Here is a 17,148-nt window from a genome sequence, read left to right on the forward strand (position 1 = left end):
TCCCTGACCGCTCCAACACCCGTTTCAACCCGTTGGTGTTGGTGCCCCACTTCCCATCGGCAGGCCCGCCCGCCGGAGGGGGTCGTGGGGGGGGGCCCGGTGTCAACCCGGCCCCCCCCCTCCTCGTACACCTTGCTCGTACGACTCCTCGTACGACCGGAACCGCTATGCGCCCAGCAGCTTGCGCACCCGGTCCTGCCCCACGGCCAGCAGCAGCGTGGGCAGCCGCGGCCCGGTGTCACGACCCACCAGCAGGTGGTACAGCAGCGCGAAGAACGTGCGCTGGGCGACCTTGATCTCCGCCGGCAGCTCCTTGGCGGTGGCGTCGGCGGGGAAGCCGGCCTGGACCTTGGGGACGCCGTAGACGAGGTGGGTGAGGCCGTCCAGGGACCAGTTGGCCTCCAGGCCCTCGAGCAGCAGCCGCAGCGACTCGCGGCCCTGGTCGTCGAGGGACTTCAGGAGTTCCACGTCGGGCTCGTCGCGGACGACGGTGCGCTCCTCGGCGGGGACCTGGGTGTTGATCCAGGTCTCGGCCTTGTCGAGCCGGGGCCGGACCTCGTCGAGGGACGTGAGCGGGTTCTCGGGGTCGAGTTCGCTCAGGATCCGCAGGGTCTGGTCCTCGGCGCCGGCGGTGATGTCCGCGACGGACGCGAGGGTGCGGTACGGCATCGGGCGGGGGGTCCTGGGCAGCTCCCCGGCGGCGGTGCCCACCGCGCGCGCGTACGCGGCGGCGTCCGCCGGAAGGACGGAACCGTCGGCGACCTTGGCCGCGAGCTTGTCCCACTCGTCGTACAGCCGCTGGATCTCCTGGTCGAAGGCGATCTTGAACGACTGGTTGGGGCGGCGGCGGGCGTACAGCCAGCGCAGCAGCTGCGGCTCCATGATCTGGAGCGCGTCGGCCGCGGTCGGGACCCCGCCCTTGCTGCTGGACATCTTCGCCATGCCGCTGATGCCGACGAAGGCGTACATCGGTCCGATCGGCTGCTTGCCGCCGAAGATCCCGACGATCTGCCCGCCGACCTGGAAGGAGGATCCCGGAGACGAGTGGTCGACGCCGCTCGGCTCGAAGATCACGCCCTCCCAGGCCCAGCGCATCGGCCAGTCGACCTTCCAGACCAGCTTGCCGCGGTTGAACTCGCTCAGCCGGACGGTCTCGGAGAATCCGCAGGAGGAGCAGGTGTACGTCAGCTCGGTCGTCTCGTCGTCGTACGCCGTGACGGTCGTCAGGTCCTTCTCGCACCGGCCGCAGTAGGGCTTGTACGGGTAGTACCCGGCGGCGGAGCTGCCGTCGTCCTCGGCGGCGGCGCCGGAGCCCTCGGCGGCTTCGAGCTCGGCCTCGTCCAAAGGCTTCTGCTGCTTCTTGGCGGGCGCCTTCTTGGTGCGGTACTGGTCGAGGACCGCGTCGATGTCACCGCGGTGCTTCATCGCGAACAGGACCTGCTCGCGATAGGCGCCCGAGGTGTACTGCTCCGTCTGGCTGATCCCGTCGTACTCGACGCCGAGTTCCGCGAGCGCCTCGATCATCGCGGCCTTGAAGTGCTCGGCCCAGTTCGGGTGCTCCGAGCCCTTCGGGGCCGGGACGGAGGTCAGGGGCTTGCCGATGTGCTCGGCCCAGGAGTCGTCGATACCGGGGACGCCGGCCGGGACCTTGCGGTAGCGGTCGTAGTCGTCCCAGGAGATCAGATGGCGCACGGTGTACCCGCGGCGGCGGATCTCGTCGGCGACGAGGTGCGGGGTCATGACCTCGCGGAGGTTGCCGAGGTGGATCGGGCCGGAGGGGGAGAGCCCGGACGCGACGACGACGGGTTTGCCCGGGGCTCGGCGCTCCGACTCCTCGATGACCTCATCCGCGTAACGGGAGACCCAGTCGGTGGTCTCGGTGCTCTGAGCCACGATCGGCACGTCCTTCTTTCTCATACGCCAGTACGGCTGACGGGACCATTCTCCCAGCTCCGGCGGGAACCACGAAAACGGCTTTTCACCGCGGTCGCGGCCAGAGCGCGGGGGCCTGTGGCGGGCGCGAAATTCTTTTGACCCCTCATGGGATACTGGCGGGGTCTATCTGAATCTTCGAGGAGAACGGCATCCACTCCATGGCCTCGGTCACGTCCCTCACCGCTTCCGTCCATCAGCGCCTCGCGGACGCTCTCTCGGCAGCCCTGCCGGAGGCCGGTTCCGCGGACCCGCTGCTGCGACGTAGCGACCGGGCCGACTTCCAGGCCAACGGGATCCTGGCCCTCGCGAAGAAGGCGAAGGCGAACCCGCGCGAGCTGGCGACGCAGGTCGTCGAGCGGATCACCACGGGCGACGTGATCAAGGACGTCGAGGTGTCCGGCCCCGGCTTCCTGAACATCACGATCACCGACAAGGCGATCACCGAGAACCTCGCGGCGCGGTACGCGGACGGCGAGCGCCTCGGCGTGCCGTCCGCGGAGCACCCGGGTACGACGGTGATCGACTACGCGCAGCCGAACGTGGCGAAGGAGATGCACGTAGGCCATCTCCGGTCGGCCGTGATCGGCGACGCGATGGTCCAGATCCTGGAGTTCACCGGCGAGTCCGTCGTCCGGCGCCACCACATCGGCGACTGGGGCACCCAGTTCGGCATGCTCATCCAGTACCTGATCGAGCACCCGCACGAGCTGGACCACAAGAGCGGCGACGTGTCCGGCGAGGAGGCCATGTCGAACCTGAACCGCCTGTACAAGGCGGCGCGGGCGGTCTTCGACACCGACGAGGAGTTCAAGACGCGGGCGCGGCGCCGGGTGGTGGACCTCCAGGCGGGCGACGACGAGACGCTCGCGCTCTGGCAGGTGTTCGTGAACGAGTCGAAGATCTACTTCAACTCGGTCTTCGACAAGCTGGACATGGAGATCCGCGACGCGGACGTGGTCGGCGAGTCCGGCTACAACGACATGCTGGAAGAGACCTGCCGCCTCCTGGAGGAGTCGGGCGTGGCGGTCCGCTCCGAGGGCGCGCTGTGCGTCTTCTTCGACGACGTCAAGGGCCCGGACGGCAACCCGGTCCCGCTGATCGTGAAGAAGTCGGACGGTGGGTACGGCTATGCGGCGACCGACCTGTCGGCGATCCGCGACCGTGTCTTCAACCTCAAGGCGTCCACGCTCCTGTACGTGGTCGACGCCCGCCAGTCCCTGCACTTCAAGATGGTCTTCGAGACCGCGCGCAGGGCCGGCTGGCTGAACGACGACGTCAAGGCGCACCAGCTCGCCTTCGGCACGGTGCTGGGCAAGGACGGCAAGCCGTTCAAGACCCGTGAGGGCGAGACGGTCCGGCTGGTGGATCTGCTGGACGAGGCGATCGAGCGGGCCACGGCGGTGGTACGGGAGAAGGACACCCAGGGCCAGCTGTCCGAGGAGGAGATCGCGGAGCGGGGTGCCCAGGTCGGCATCGGCGCGGTGAAGTACGCGGACCTGTCGACGTCCGCGAACCGCGACTACAAGTTCGACCTGGACCAGATGGTGTCGCTGAACGGCGACACGAGCGTGTACCTCCAGTACGCGTACGCCCGTATCCAGTCGATCCTCCGCAAGGCGGGCGACGTCCGCCCGGCCGCCCACCCGGAGGTGGAACTCGCCTCTGCGGAGCGGGAACTGGGCCTGCACCTGGACCGCTTCACGGAGACGCTCGCGGAGGTCGCCGCCGAGTACGCGCCGCACAAGCTGGCGGCGTACCTCTACCAACTGGCGTCCCTCTACACGACGTTCTACTCCGAGTGCCCGGTCCTGAAGGCGGACACCCCGGCCCAGGTCGAGAACCGCCTGTTCCTGTGCGACCTCACGGCCCGTACGCTCCACCGGGGCATGGCCCTGCTGGGCATCAGGACGCCCGAGCGGCTCTGATCGTCCGCGATCAGCCCTTGCGGCCCGTGGCGGTGTAGAAGTTGATGTCCGCGTCCGTGGCGTCGTCGATGTCACGGAAGCGGATCTTCTCTATGTCGTCGAGGGTGGCGAGGTAGGCGGGGTCGGCCGTCTCCGGAACGGGGCCGTCGCCGTCCGGGCGCCAGCGGTGGCCGAGCACGACACCCGGGTCGTCCAACTCCAGCCCGTTGTCCGTGATGGCCCGGCCGACATTCACTGCGTACAGGGCACGGGACCCCGAAGCCCGTTGTCAGTGGCTGCCCCTACAGTCACTGGCATGGCGACACTTCCCAACCCGCTGCCGCAGCTGGCGGCCGACCCGAGCGGCCGTGCACTCGGGCTTGAACTCCCGGCCGGGAGACTGATCGACTCGACCGACGACGGGCCGTGGCACGAGCCGTTGCTGTGGCATGCCGACAGGACGGCGGCCCCCGGTGACTGGGCGGTGCTGGGTTCCTCCGCGCGCGCGTCCGGCCTGCTCCCCCTCCTCATAGACGTCGGCGGCGCCCAGGGCGGGCCGCAGGAGTGGGAGCTGATGCCGGGCGAGGTCTCCTATCCGGGGGATCACGACGCCGACGAGGTGCTCGCGGAGTTCTGGGAGGAGTACGCGGAGGACGAACTCGGCGCGGACGAGGAGTACCCCGGCAAGGAGAAGGTCGTCGAGGTCTTCGGCGAGCCGAACACGTACGACGAGACCGTCGCGCCGTACGGCCCCGGGTGGCCGGGCCTCGCCCCCGCCACGGCCCGCGCCGCCGCCCCGGAGGCCCGCGCCGCCGAGATCGCCGACTCCCTCACGGACAGCGGCACTTGGCTGAAGGAGCCGCGCCTCGCCCTGGTCCCGGCGCGCCGCAGCGCCGACATCCCGGCGGCGATCGGCTGGTCCGGCCCGGTGAACTACGAGGGCGACGTGGCGCGCCTGTGCGCCGTCCTCCGCTCCTGGGAGGACCGCTTCGGCATACGCGTCGTGGCCCTCACCTTCGACCAGCTGGTCCTCTCCGTGGCGGCCCCGCCCACCACCACCGCCGAGGCGGAGGCCGTCGCCGCCGAGCACTTCGCCTTCTGCCCGGACAACATCACGCAGGGCGACCACGAGGCGCTGCGCGCCTACGCGAAGCACGAGGTGCTCGGTCAGCGGGTGTGGTCCTTCTGGTGGGACTGAGGGCTCCCGCCCCGCGGTCCATCGCCCCCGCCCCTTGAGATCTCAGCCGCGCAGCCCCCTCCCCAACCGGCGCAGCCCCTCCCCGATCTCTTCCGGGGTCTGGGTGACGAAGCAGAGCCGAAGGGTCGCCGGGTCGGGCTCACCCGCGTAGAACGGCGCCCCGGGGACGTACGCCACGTCCTGCTCCACCACACGCGGAAGCAGGGCCGTGGTGTCGTACGACTCGGGCAGCCGCGCCCAGAGGAACATGCCGCCCTCGGGCCGGGTCCAACTGGATCCGGCCGGAAGGGCGTCGGCGATCCCGTCGAGCATGGCGTCGCGCCGCTCGCGGTACACGCCGGCGACCCGTGCCACATGGGCGTCCAGGTCGCGGTCGGCCAAGTAGCGTGCGGCGGCGAGCTGGTTGACGGTCGGGGTGTGCAGGTCGGCGGCCTGCTTGGCGACGGCGCAGGCCCTGCGCAGGGCGGCGGGCGCGCGCAGCCAGCCGAGGCGCAGCCCGGGCGCCATCACCTTCGAGAAGGACCCGAGCAGCACCGTCCGGTCCCCGGCGCCGTCGTAGGAGGCGATCCACGGCACCCGCTCTCCCTCGAAGCGCAGCTCACCGTACGGGTCGTCCTCGACGATCCACAGCCCGCGCCGGGCCGCCACGGCGGCGACGGCGGCCCGCCGCTCGCCCGGCATGGTGCGGCCCGTCGGGTTCTGGAAGGTCGGCACGGTGTAGAGCAGCTTGGGCCGCTCCCGGATCACCAGGTCTTCCAGTGCCCACGGGTCGATGCCGTCGGCGTCACCCGGCACGGCGATCACCCGTGCTCCCGCGAACCTGAACGCCTGAAGCGCGGCCAGATAGCAGGGGTCTTCGACGAGTACGACGTCGCCGGGCTCCAGCAGCGCGGTGGCGAGCAGGGACAGCGCCTGCTGCGAGCCGGTGGTCACGAGTACCTCGTCGGCATCGGTCGCGAGACCGCGCGCGCCGGTGCGCTCGGCAAGCGCGGCCCGCAGCCCCGGCTCACCCTCGGTCGTCGCGTACTGCAACGCCCGCTCGGGCACCTCCGCCAGCACGTCCCGGTACGCGGCGGCGATCCCCTCCACGTCGAACAACTCCGGGGCGGGCAGCCCACCCGCGAAGTTGATCACCTCGGGGCGGCCCGTGACCGCGAGGATGTCCCGTACCGGCGAGCCACCGATCGCGGTGGCCCGCCCGGCAAGCGGCGGTACGGGGGCGGCGGCGGCAAGCGGCGGTACGGGGGCGGCGGCGGTCACGGATGCGGAATCACTGACGGTCACGGTGACGGCTCCTTGTCCCTGCGACGGCTCGTGACCGCACCCTAGGCGGATACGTGCCGCCTACACCCGTCAATTCCGCGATACGGACGCGGGACCGCCCGCAGGCTGCCGGCCCATGCCGCCTCTCGTGGACCCGTTCGAGAACGGCTGGCAGTGCGTGCCGATGTCCCGGCTGCCGTGCGAGAGCCTCGCCGAGGCGTGCCCCCGCGTCCCCGAGGCGTGCCCCCGCGTCCCCGAGGCGTGCCCCCGCGTCCCCGAGGCGTGCCCCCGCGTCCCCGAGGCGTGTCCCCGCATCCCGAGGTCAGGAGGGCTTCGTCGCGGAGACGGCGGTGACGGTCACCTTGTCGTCGCACTCGGCCAGGACGCCGTCGTCGAGGGCGACTTGGTGTGATCCGGCGGCCGGGAGGCCCACCACCAGGGTCGGATAGGTGACAGGCGTGGATCCGGACACGCAGTAGCCGTCGGCCTCACCCTGGACCTGGACGAACGTCAGCTTCGTCCACGCCTTCCCGCCCGGTGCGACCACCACCTTGGACGCGGAGCCCGCCGTCGTCACCTTGAGCGGATGGTTCTTCTCCGGGGAGCCATTGCCCGCCCCCGCCACCGTCGGATGGCCCTGGACGACGCACGGCTTGCCGGAAACATTGGTGAACTGGACGATCGCCGCTCCGGTCCCGGTGCCCTCCGGCCGGACGTCGGCCTGGTACATGGACGCCTCCAGGTCCGCCACGGCGCACGTCTTCGCGGAGGGGGTCGCCGTCGCGGACACCGAGCCCGCGGCCGTGGGAGAGGCGTTACCCGCGGGCCGCGTCGACGAGCCCGCCCCGGCAGGCCGCGATGCGGCGGACGTCGGGGCGCCGGAGGAGGCCGCCGGCTTGGCCGGTACGCCCGACGTCGAAGCGCCCGCCCCCGCCCCGTTCCCGCCCGGCTGACACGCGGTCATGAGCAAGGTGGCCGCCGACGCGGTCACCATCGCCAGAGCGGCCCTGCGGATACCCGTCCGGTGCTGCGTCCCGTTCTGCATGAAGTCCCCCGAAGTAGAAGTTCAGGCACCTGTTCTCATCGGCACCCGTCGCTTCAGAGAGCAGTGCGGCCTTGCGGGGTTCACCTGTTCGGCGCTCTGTGGCACGACGGTGACAGAACTCGGCCAGGACACCGAGGCACGACGGTGACAGAGCAGGGCCAGAACAGCGCGGCGAGACGGTGAAAGAACACGGCCGGAACAGCGCGGCGAGACGGTGAAAGAACACGGCCGGAACAGCAGCATGGCGAAAGGAGGAGCGCCCTAGCCGGCGGGGGCCGTCTCCCATTCGCTGCCGCCCAGCGGATGGTCGTAGGCCGGCCGCCCCACGTTCCCGCTCGTCCGGAACGCCTTCCCGTCGTCGTCGATCCGCACCGTCCCCTGCCGGTCCCCACTGGACCAGTCCAGCTCCAGATACCAGCTGACGTCATGCGCCTGCGCGTGCGCGGACACATAGAAGACCTCGGGGTCGGACTCGCTCACCTTGTACGGGAAGTCCCGCTGCCCGTGCTTCGGCGTGACGTCCGGCCGCCCGGCGTCGAGGTTCACGTCGAAGGTCTTCGTGGACACACCGCCGCCGCAGCCCACGCCCATGGCGTAGTCGTTCCAGGCGAGCGGCGCCCCCTTCTGCACCACCCGCACATGCAGCGCCTCCAGCACGACGGTCGCCTTCCCGGTGCCCTGCACGGTCAGCGCAAGAAACTGGTCTTTGCCCGCGACCCCGCCGAGCGCGGTGACCCACCCCCGCGCGTCCTGCTCGCTCGGCGGCGGGGGCACCTGCGCGGGCTTCCGGTTCACCAGATAGTGCTGGCTGCACGGGTCTTCGAACTTGTACGCGTTGGTGGCGACGGCGGGAGCGGTGGCCCCGTCGGCGCCGGACTCGCGCGCGGTGGCCGCGGCACCGTGCGCGGCGGACGCCGCCGGACTGCCGCCGGGCGAGCCGGACGCCGAGCCGGACGCCGCGGGGGATGCCGCGGGGGACGAGTGCGTCACCTCGGGCGACGCGCCGCCCGCGCGTGTGCCGATGGCGGGCGGCACGGAGACGGCCAGCGCCTCCCCCGCCCCCTGGCCGTCGTTCTTGTGGCCGGGCACGAGGTTCACGACGAGCACAGCGGACAGCACGGCGGCCACCACCCCGGCACCGGCGAGCGCGACGATCCGCCGCCGCCGACGCCGCCCACCGGGACGCCGCCCACCGGGCACAGCCTCCGAGGCCACCTCCGACACCACGCCCGTCACCGCATCCGTCACCGCATCCGTGACGGCACCCGGTACGCCATCAGGTTCGGCATCCGGCCCGGCATCCGGTCCGCCATCGCGCCCGGCACCCCGTACGCCGTCAGCTTCGGCACCCCGTACGCCATCCGGTACGCCATCAAGTTCGGCGTCCCGTAGGGCGCCACCCCCGGAGTCCACCCCCGCGGCGGGGATCTCCGCCCCCTTCTGCCCCCGCATCGCGTCGGCCCGCACCCACCTCCGATGCAGCTCCAGCAGCTCCTCGGGAGTCGCCTTGCACAGTCGCGCGAGTCGCTCCACGGGCGCGTAATCCGTCGGTACGGCATCCCCGTTGACGTACCGATGAAGCGTCGAGGTGCTCAGGTGCAGCCGCTTGCCGAGCACTCCGTAACTGAGTCCGGACCGCTCCTTCAGCTCCCGCAGCAGCGCCGCGAACTCGTCCCCCACCACCGCTCCTCCATCCCCCGCGTCCCGGTCCGCGTTCCAGGGGGATGTCATTCCCCCAGGTCAGACCCCGTACGAACGTTCCGGCGTCCCATATCCCCCGGCAACCGTGGCGGCCGGGACGGATCACCGCACAAGCTGTGGTCATCCAAGCACGCCGGTCCGGCCGACCGGTCGTGCGGCCCACTCAACCAGCCACACTCACAGGGGGATCACCCATGTCCGCACGCACCGCCCGCACACGCCTCCTCGCCGCCACGACGGTCGCCCTCGCCGCGCTCGCCCTCACGGCGTGCGACAACGGGCAGGGTGTACGGGACGAGGGCCCGTCCTCCTCCGCGTCCAAGCCCTCCACGCAGCCGGGCCGGTCGAGTGGGTCGACGTCCACCGGAGGCGCGGGAGGCTCGACGGCGAAGCCGGCCGGGAACAGCGGAACGACGACGGGAGGCACGACGGGAGGCACGACGAACGGCTCCACGGGCGGCTCGACGGGCAAGACCACCGGGGGCACGACAGGCGGAGGCAGCACCACCCGCAACACCCCCTGCACCGGCGCCAACACCAAGACCACCGCCACCGAGGTCACCCGCCCCCTCAACCACCTCCTCCTCACCGTCACCAACACCGGTTCGAAGAACTGCGACCTCACCGGCTACCCGAAGGCCCGCTTCGGCGAGGCCCAGGCGGTCCCCCCGGTCGCCGAGGAGACCCACCCCCAGGCGGTCGTCACCCTCGCCCCCGGCGAGTCCGGCTACGCGGGCGTCCTCCTGTCCGGCGGCGACGGCAGCGGCGCGAACGGCTACACGGCCAAGACCCTCACCATCAGCTTCGACAGCGGCAGCACCGCACGGGCGGCGCTCCCCGCGAAGGGCGTGTACGTCGACGACAAGCTCACGGTGACGTACTGGCAGCAGAGCCTGGACGACGCGCTGACCTACTGACCCACCCACGGCCGGCTCACTCACCAAAGGGTGAGCACCTGACCAATTAGTGGGTACTTGTGGACCTACTGAGCGCCTAGCTTCTGGGCGGCCTCGGTGGCCCAGTAGGTGAGGATGTTCCGGGCCCCGGCCCGCTTGATGCCGGTCAGGGCCTCCAGGATCGCCTTGTCACGGTCGATCCAGCCCTTCTCCGCCGCCGCCTCGATCATCGAGTACTCGCCGGAGATCTGGTACGCGGCGACGGGCACGTCGACCGCGTCGGCGACCCGCGCGAGGACGTCCAGGTAGGGGCCGGCCGGCTTGACCATCACCATGTCGGCGCCCTCCTCCAGATCGAGGGCCAACTCCCGCAGCGACTCCCGCACGTTGGCCGGGTCCTGCTGGTACGTCTTGCGGTCGCCCTGGAGCGAGGAGGCGACGGCCTCCCGGAAGGGACCGTAGAAGGCGGACGAGTACTTGACGGTGTAGGCGAGGATGGCGACGTCCTCGCGACCGATCTGGTCGAGCGCGTCGCGAACGACGCCGATCTGCCCGTCCATCATTCCGCTCGGCCCGACGACGTGCGCGCCGGCGTCGGCCTGGACCTGGGCCATCTCGGCGTACCGCTCCAGCGTGGCGTCGTTGTCGACGCGCCCCTGCTCGTCCAGGACACCGCAGTGGCCGTGATCGGTGGTCTCGTCTAGGCACAGGTCGGACATCACGAGCAGCTCGTCGCCGACCTCGGCGCGCACATCGCGGATCGCGACCTGCAGAATCCCGTCCGGGTCGGTGCCCGGCGTGCCGACGGCGTCCTTCTTCGCGTCCTCCGGCACTCCGAAGAGCATGATCCCGGAGACTCCCGCCTCCAGTGCCTCCACGGCCGCCTTCTTCAGGCTGTCCCGGGTGTGCTGGACGACCCCGGGCATCGCCGCGATCGGCACCGGCTCGCTCACGCCCTCCCGCACGAAGGCGGGCAGGATGAAGTCGGCCGGATGCAGTCGGGTCTCGGCGACCATGCGCCGCATCGCGGGCGACGTACGCAGCCGCCGCGGCCGCGTACCGGGGAAGGATCCGTACTTCGTCATGGCGTCTACGCTACGCCCGCCTCACGGGCACCTATGCCGACGACCTGTCGGTGACCCCTCAGCCCGTCCGGCGTTCGAGGACGAGGCCGTTCAGGCCTGTGCGGGGGTCTGAGGGGCTGCAGCCCCCGGGATACGGGACGGGCAGGGGCGGTGGGGGCGAAAACAAACCGCCCGCCCGCCCCCACCGGCGCTAGGTGGTCCGCCTCCGCCGCGCCCCGGGCCGCCGCTCGCTGGGCCGGGTGACAGGATCCCCCGCCTCCAGGGCGGCAGCCCGCCGCCGCAGCCCGAAGTCGGCCAGCGCCTCCGCCAGCTTGTGCACGGACGGCTCCGGAGCCATCACATCGACCCGCAGCCCGTGCTCCTCGGCCGTCTTGGCCGTCGCCGGACCGATACAGGCGATCACCGTCACGTTGTGCGGCTTGCCGGCGATACCGACCAGGTTCCGCACCGTGGACGACGACGTGAAGAGCACGGCGTCGAAGCCGCCCCCCTTGATCGCCTCCCGGGTGTCCGCCGGCGGCGGCGAGGCCCGCACGGTCCGGTAGGCCGTGACGTCGTCGACCTCCCAGCCCAGCTCGATCAGCCCGGCGACAAGAGTCTCCGTGGCGATGTCGGCACGCGGCAGGAACACCCGGTCAATGGGGTCGAACACCGGGTCGTACGGCGGCCAGTCCTCGAGAAGACCCGCCGCCGACTGCTCACCGCTCGGCACCAGATCCGGCTTCACACCGAAGGCGACCAGCGCCTTCGCCGTCTGCTCGCCCACCGCCGCGACCTTGATCCCGGCGAAGGCACGGGCATCGAGCCCGTACTCCTCGAACTTCTCTCGTACGGCCTTGACCGCGTTCACCGAGGTGAAGGCGATCCACTCGTAGCGGCCGGTCACGAGCCCCTTGACCGCGCGCTCCATCTGCTGGGGCGTGCGCGGCGGTTCGACGGCGATAGTCGGCACCTCGTGCGGCACGGCCCCGTAGGACCGCAGCTGGTCGGAGAGCGAAGCCGCCTGCTCCTTCGTACGCGGCACGAGCACCTTCCAGCCGAACAGCGGCTTGGACTCGAACCACGACAGCTGGTCGCGCTGGGCGGCTGCGGAACGCTCACCGACCACGGCTATCACCGGCCGGCCGCCGTCCGGGGACGGCAGCACCTTCGCCTGCTTCAGGGTCTGCGCGATCGTGCCGAGGGTGGCCGACCAGGTGCGCTGACGCGTCGTCGTACCGGCGATCGTCACCGTCATCGGCGTATCGGGCTTGCGGCCCGAGGCCACCAGCTCGCCCGCGGCCGCGGCCACGGAGTCCAGCGTCGCCGAGACGACCACCGTGCCGTCCGACGCCCCGACCTCGGTCCAGCAGCGGTCCGAAGCCGACCGGGCGTCGACGAACCGGACGTCCGCGCCCTGCGCGTCGCGCAGCGGAACCCCCGCGTACGCGGGCACGCCGACGGCGGCCGCGATACCGGGCACCACCTCGAACGGAACACCCGCGGCGGCGCAGGCGAGCATTTCCTCGGCGGCGTGCGTATCAAGTCCTGGGTCCCCGGACACCGCACGCACGACCCGCTTGCCGCCCCGTGCGGCCGCCATGACAAGATTGGCGGCGTCCCTCGACGCAGGGTCACCAACGGTTGTCGACGTGCCGTCAACAACCGTCAGCTGAGGCGTGCCTGTGCCCGGATACGCACCCGACGGTGCATCCGAATCCGTATGCACCACGGCGACGCCTTGTCTGGCGTGGACACGGACCACGTCGAGCACCTCGTGCTCGGCGACGAGGACGTCCGCGTTCGCCAGCGCCTCGACGGCGCGCAGTGTCAGTAGTCCCGGATCCCCGGGTCCGGCACCGAGGAAGGTGACGTGCCCGTGTTCCGGACCGGCGGGAAGGTTGGTGGGGCTCAAAGTGCTCGCTCCCCCATCAGACCGGCCGCGCCCTTGGCAAGCATCTCGGCGGCGAGTTCACGGCCGAGCGCCATTGCTTGGTCGTACGTCTCGGGCACGGGACCGGTGGTGGACAACTGCACCAGCGTCGAGCCGTCGGTCGTGCCGACGACGCCGCGCAGGCGCATTTCCTTGACAACCTGCCCGTCGGCCGTGGAGGTCCCCCCTGCTCGAGCGAAGTCGAGAGCTTGGGGGAGGTCGGCGAGCGCACCCACGGGTGCGCTGCAGCCTGCCTCCAGGGCGGCTAGCAGGGACCGCTCGGCGGTCACGGCGGCCCGGGTGAACGGGTCGTCGAGCTCTCCGAGCGCGGCGACGAGGTCCGCGTTGTCCGCGGCACACTCGATCGCGAGGGCCCCCTGGCCGGGGGCGGGCAAAACGGTGTCGGCGGACAGGAACTCCGCCACTTCCTCGATCCGCCCGAGGCGGTTGAGTCCGGCGGCGGCGAGTACGACGGCGTCGAGCTCCCCGCTGCGCACGTATCCGATGCGCGTGCCGACGTTCCCCCGGATGGCGACCGTCTCGATCGTCATCCCGTGGTTGCGTGCGTACGCGTTCAGCTGGGCCATGCGGCGCGGCGAACCGGTGCCGATGCGGACAGGCCGCTCCGGCGTGGAAGCGGTCAGCTCCGCGAGGGTGAGGCCGTCGCGGGCGACGAGAACGTCGCGCGGGTCCTCGCGTACCGGCACGGCGGCCAGCACGAGGTCGTCGGGCTGCGCGGTCGGCAGGTCCTTCAGCGAATGAACGGCGAAGTCGACCTCGCCGCGCAGCAGCGCGTCACGCAGCGCCGTGACGAATACGCCGGTGCCGCCGATCTGCGCGAGGTTCTCGCGGGAGGTGTCGCCGTGCGTCGTGATCTCGACGAGCTCGACGGGCCGTCCGGTCACCTGGCTCACGGCGTCCGCCACCAGCCCGGACTGGGCCATGGCGAGTTGGCTGCGCCTGGTTCCGAGCCTCAGTGGCCCCTTATCCACTGCGCGCCCTTGTGGCTCACGTGGCTCACTCATGCTCGCCCTCGGTTCTTGGCGTTCTCGGTGTTGTTCTCGGCCCGCGAGACGGCGGCGACCGTCTCGGGGTCCAGGTCGAACAGGGTCCGCAGCGCGTCCGCGTACCCGGCGCCGCCGGGCTCTGCGGCCAACTGCTTGACCCGTACGGTCGGTGCGTGCAGCAGCTTGTCGACGACGCGCCGCACTGTCTGGGTGATCTCCCCGCGCTGTTTCTCGTCGAGGCCGGGCAGTCGTCCGTCGAGCCGCGCGATCTCGCTCGCGACGAGGTCGGCGGCCATGGTCCGCAGCGCCACGACGGTGGGCGTGATGTGCGCGGCCCGCTGGGCGGCGCTGAAGGCGGCCACCTCCTGCGAGACGATCCTGCGCACCTGGTCCACGTCGGCGGCCATCGGCGCGTCCGCGGAAGCCTCCGCCAGCGACTCGATGTCGACGAGCCGCACCCCGAGCAGCCGGTGCACGGCCGCGTCGATGTCGCGGGGCATCGCGAGGTCGAGCAGCGCGAGGACCGGCGCGGGCCGGGGCGCCTCGACGACGGGCTCGGGCCTGCGACGCTCGGGGACCCGCCCGACGGTGGCGACGGTGGCGGCCAGCGCGGTGATCAGCTCGGCGTCGGCATCGGGCGTACGACGCTGGTCGCGCCGCTCGTCGGTTCCGGTGCCCTTGTCCACCCAGGCCGCGTGCTGCTCCAGCGTCGCCGCGTCCATGCCGGCCACCGCGGCCTCCCCCATCACGGAGAAGCCGGTGGCGCCCTGCACAGCGGACAGGTCGAGCGGGCAGCCGTCCTCGGTGCCCACGCTGGTGGGAGCGAGGTGACCCGGCGGACCGGCGGCCTGCGCGTCGTCCCGTACGACCGCGGGTGTGCCCGTACGTCCCTCCACGGCGGCCGCGACGGACTCGGCCGTCAGGACCAGTCCGGTGGCTCCCGTACAGGAGACGGCGATGTCGGCACGTGTCAGCTCGGCCGGTACCGCGTCCATCGGTACCGCGCGGGCCAGCACGTCCGTGTCGTCGCCCTCGCCGAGGATCTGGGCGAGACGCTCCGCGCGGTCGAGAGTGCGGTTGGCGACGACGACCTCGGCGACCCCGGCGCGCGCGAGCGTCGCGGCGGCAAGGGACGACATGGAGCCGGCGCCGATGACCAGGGCCCGCTTGCCCTTGGCCCAGGCGTCGACGGCGGCGCCGGACGACAGCTGCTCCAGGCCGAAGGTGACCAGGGACTGTCCGGCGCGGTCGATACCGGTCTCGGAGTGGGCGCGCTTGCCGACCCGCAGGGCCTGCTGGAACAGGTCGTTCAGCAGCCGGCCCGCGGTGTGCAGCTCCTGCGCGGTGGCCAGCGCGTCCTTGATCTGGCCGAGGATCTGCCCCTCGCCCACGACCATCGAGTCGAGCCCGCACGCCACCGAGAAGAGGTGGTGGACCGCCCGGTCCTCGTAGTGCACGTAGAGGTAAGGGGTGAGCTCTTCGAGGCCGACCCCGCTGTGCTGGGCGAGCAGTGTGGACAGCTCGGCGACGCCCGCGTGGAACTTGTCCACGTCGGCGTACAGCTCGATGCGGTTGCAGGTGGCGAGCAGCGCGGCCTCGGCGGCCGGTTCGGCGGCGACCGTGTCCTGCAGCAGCTTGATCTGGGCGTCCACGTTCAGCGTGGCCCGCTCCAGGACGCTGACCGGAGCGCTGCGGTGGCTCAGCCCGACGACGAGGAGACTCATGCCGGCATCACGGCGGGGACATCCCCGTCAGGCCCTTTGCCGTTGTTCTCCTGGGCGGCCTGGGCCGCGGCGCCCGCCTGGGCCTCGGCCTCCTCGCCGGCCTTGCGCTGCTCGTGGAAGGCGAGGATCTGCAGCTCGATGGAGAGATCGACCTTGCGCACGTCGACGCCGTCCGGGACGGACAGCACGGTCGGCGCGAAGTTCAGGATGGAGGTGACGCCTGCGGCGACGAGCCGGTCGCAGACCGCCTGGGCGACGCCCGGCGGGGTGGTGATGACCCCGATCGAGACGCCGTTCTCGTCGATGATCTTCTCCAGGCCGTCGCTGTGCTGCACGGCGATCCCGGCGACCTGCTTTCCGGCCATCTCGGGGTCGGCGTCGATCAGCGCGGCGACCCGGAAGCCACGGGAGGCGAACCCTCCGTAATTGGCCAGCGCGGCGCCGAGGTTACCGATACCGACGATCACAACCGGCCAGTCCTGGGTCAGGCCCAGTTCGCGGGAGATCTGGTACACGAGATACTCGACGTCGTACCCCACACCACGCGTCCCGTAGGAGCCGAGGTAGGAGAAGTCCTTGCGCAGCTTCGCGGAGTTGACCCCCGCGGCGGCCGCGAGCTCCTCGGAGGAGACCGTGGGCACCGAGCGCTCCGACAGTGCGGTGAGGGCTCGGAGGTACAGCGGAAGCCGGGCGACGGTGGCCTCGGGAATCCCTCGGCTGCGGGTCGCCGGTCGGTGAGTTCGGCCAGTTGCCACGGTGCTCCTGCGGGTAGAGCGGGGCTGTAGGCGGTCACACGTACCTAGACCGCCCCGTCGAATGCAGGCTATGTCTTTGTGAACGCGTGCACAAAGATGGTGTCCGATTTGCCCGGCCAACGTGACCGGGGTCACGCACGCCCGGCGCGCCCGTATGGAACCGGCGCGCGGACAGCTTCGTTCCGCACCTGAAGGGGGCAAAACCGCACACTCTCCTCAACGAATCCCGCCCCCGAGACCAATCGCCGTCGATCCTAGGCGACTTTCCGGACCACTTGGACTACCCAGTCAGGTCACAACGGGGCCACGACTGGGCGGTGACGGGGCCGGGGCAGGGCTTTCCCCCACGGATTTCACTGTGTGAGGGCTTTGCGAAGGCGTGCCTCGTCCACACGCCAGAACGTGTGCTGGGCGCCGTCGACCAGCACGACCGGGATCTGCTCCCAGTACTCACGGTGCAGTTCCTCGTCCTCGGTGATGTCCTTCCGCTCCCAGGGGACTCCGAGATCGGCACACACCTTCTCGATCACCACCTGTGCGTCATCACACAGATGGCACCCGGGCTTCCTGATCAGGGTGACCAGCCGATCCCCCGGCGCCACGTCGGTCACCTTCGTCTTCTCCGCACGGCGATCGCTGCGCCGGAACATGGGGCTCATACCGGCCATTCTCTCGCTCCCGCGCCGAGCCGACGCGCCGAAGCCCCGCACATCTTTAACGGCT

The 17,148-nt window shown here is 71.2% G+C and carries 15 protein-coding genes; 4 read left to right on the plus strand and 11 right to left on the minus strand.

Annotation, left to right across the window (positions count from 1 at the left end):
- Window positions 1-165: 165 nt before the first annotated feature.
- Window positions 166-1,902: a lysine--tRNA ligase gene (gene lysS, locus ACFVXA_RS39645; protein ID WP_362033398.1), complete on the minus strand. Its 1,737-nt coding sequence runs from the start codon at window positions 1,900-1,902 to the stop codon at window positions 166-168.
- A 191-nt stretch (window positions 1,903-2,093) separates the two neighbouring features.
- Here lysS and argS point away from each other — a divergent pair, with 191 nt between their 5' ends.
- Complete coding sequence (argS, locus tag ACFVXA_RS39650; RefSeq protein WP_384026482.1) at window positions 2,094-3,860, plus strand: arginine--tRNA ligase; 1,767 nt, start codon at window positions 2,094-2,096, stop codon at window positions 3,858-3,860.
- Window positions 3,861-3,870: 10 nt separating this feature from the next.
- On the opposite strand, the gene ACFVXA_RS39655 is transcribed toward argS, so the two are convergent.
- Window positions 3,871-4,095, minus strand: coding sequence for a hypothetical protein (locus tag ACFVXA_RS39655; protein WP_390028661.1), 225 nt, complete (start codon window positions 4,093-4,095; stop codon window positions 3,871-3,873).
- A gap of 60 nt (window positions 4,096-4,155) precedes the next feature.
- Between ACFVXA_RS39655 and ACFVXA_RS39660 the strand changes: the two genes are divergently transcribed.
- Complete coding sequence (locus tag ACFVXA_RS39660; protein WP_384026488.1) at window positions 4,156-5,037, plus strand: DUF4253 domain-containing protein; 882 nt, start codon at window positions 4,156-4,158, stop codon at window positions 5,035-5,037.
- A 42-nt stretch (window positions 5,038-5,079) separates the two neighbouring features.
- Here ACFVXA_RS39660 and ACFVXA_RS39665 read toward each other — a convergent pair whose 3' ends face one another.
- Window positions 5,080-6,321: a PLP-dependent aminotransferase family protein gene (locus ACFVXA_RS39665; RefSeq protein ID WP_383747686.1), complete on the minus strand. Its 1,242-nt coding sequence runs from the start codon at window positions 6,319-6,321 to the stop codon at window positions 5,080-5,082.
- A gap of 301 nt (window positions 6,322-6,622) precedes the next feature.
- Window positions 6,623-7,030: a DUF4232 domain-containing protein gene (locus tag ACFVXA_RS39670; RefSeq protein ID WP_383747688.1), complete on the minus strand. Its 408-nt coding sequence runs from the start codon at window positions 7,028-7,030 to the stop codon at window positions 6,623-6,625.
- Here ACFVXA_RS39670 and ACFVXA_RS39675 point away from each other — a divergent pair.
- Entirely contained in the window at window positions 7,029-7,253 is a 225-nt protein-coding gene (locus ACFVXA_RS39675) for a hypothetical protein (RefSeq protein WP_383747690.1), read from the plus strand. The genes ACFVXA_RS39670 and ACFVXA_RS39675 overlap by 2 nt on opposite strands.
- 353 nt (window positions 7,254-7,606) lie before the next feature.
- Here the strand turns inward: ACFVXA_RS39675 and ACFVXA_RS39680 are convergent, their stop codons facing one another.
- Entirely contained in the window at window positions 7,607-9,076 is a 1,470-nt protein-coding gene (locus ACFVXA_RS39680) for a helix-turn-helix domain-containing protein (protein WP_390028662.1), read from the minus strand.
- 164 nt (window positions 9,077-9,240) lie between these two features.
- Here ACFVXA_RS39680 and ACFVXA_RS39685 point away from each other — a divergent pair, with 164 nt between their 5' ends.
- Window positions 9,241-9,963 carry a DUF4232 domain-containing protein gene (locus tag ACFVXA_RS39685; protein WP_362033414.1) on the plus strand — a complete coding sequence of 241 codons (723 nt, stop codon included), beginning with the start codon at window positions 9,241-9,243 and terminating at the stop codon, window positions 9,961-9,963.
- 65 nt (window positions 9,964-10,028) lie between these two features.
- Here the strand turns inward: ACFVXA_RS39685 and hemB are convergent, their stop codons facing one another.
- The 6 genes from hemB to ACFVXA_RS39715 form a co-directional block, all read right to left on the minus strand.
- Window positions 10,029-11,027: a porphobilinogen synthase gene (hemB, locus tag ACFVXA_RS39690; protein ID WP_362033417.1), complete on the minus strand. Its 999-nt coding sequence runs from the start codon at window positions 11,025-11,027 to the stop codon at window positions 10,029-10,031.
- A gap of 190 nt (window positions 11,028-11,217) precedes the next feature.
- A complete protein-coding gene (locus ACFVXA_RS39695; RefSeq protein WP_384026499.1) occupies window positions 11,218-12,921 on the minus strand; it encodes a uroporphyrinogen-III synthase in 1,704 nt (567 codons plus the stop codon).
- Entirely contained in the window at window positions 12,918-13,964 is a 1,047-nt protein-coding gene (gene hemC, locus ACFVXA_RS39700; protein ID WP_383747697.1) for a hydroxymethylbilane synthase, read from the minus strand. Before hemC ends, ACFVXA_RS39695 begins: the two co-directional genes overlap by 4 nt.
- Entirely contained in the window at window positions 13,961-15,670 is a 1,710-nt protein-coding gene (locus tag ACFVXA_RS39705; protein WP_383747699.1) for a glutamyl-tRNA reductase, read from the minus strand. Before ACFVXA_RS39705 ends, hemC begins: the two co-directional genes overlap by 4 nt.
- Window positions 15,667-16,425, minus strand: a complete 759-nt coding sequence (locus ACFVXA_RS39710; RefSeq protein WP_362033429.1) for a redox-sensing transcriptional repressor Rex — start codon at window positions 16,423-16,425, stop codon at window positions 15,667-15,669. The genes ACFVXA_RS39705 and ACFVXA_RS39710 overlap by 4 nt, the downstream gene beginning before the upstream one ends.
- Window positions 16,426-16,778: 353 nt before the next feature.
- Window positions 16,779-17,093 (minus strand): glutaredoxin family protein, encoded by a 315-nt coding sequence (locus ACFVXA_RS39715; protein ID WP_383911860.1) that lies wholly within the window; start codon window positions 17,091-17,093, stop codon window positions 16,779-16,781.
- Between the last annotated feature and the right edge of the window lie 55 nt (window positions 17,094-17,148).

Origin of the sequence: Streptomyces sp. NPDC058246, from assembly GCF_042881985.1 — a bacterium.
GTDB lineage: Bacteria > Actinomycetota > Actinomycetes > Streptomycetales > Streptomycetaceae > Streptomyces.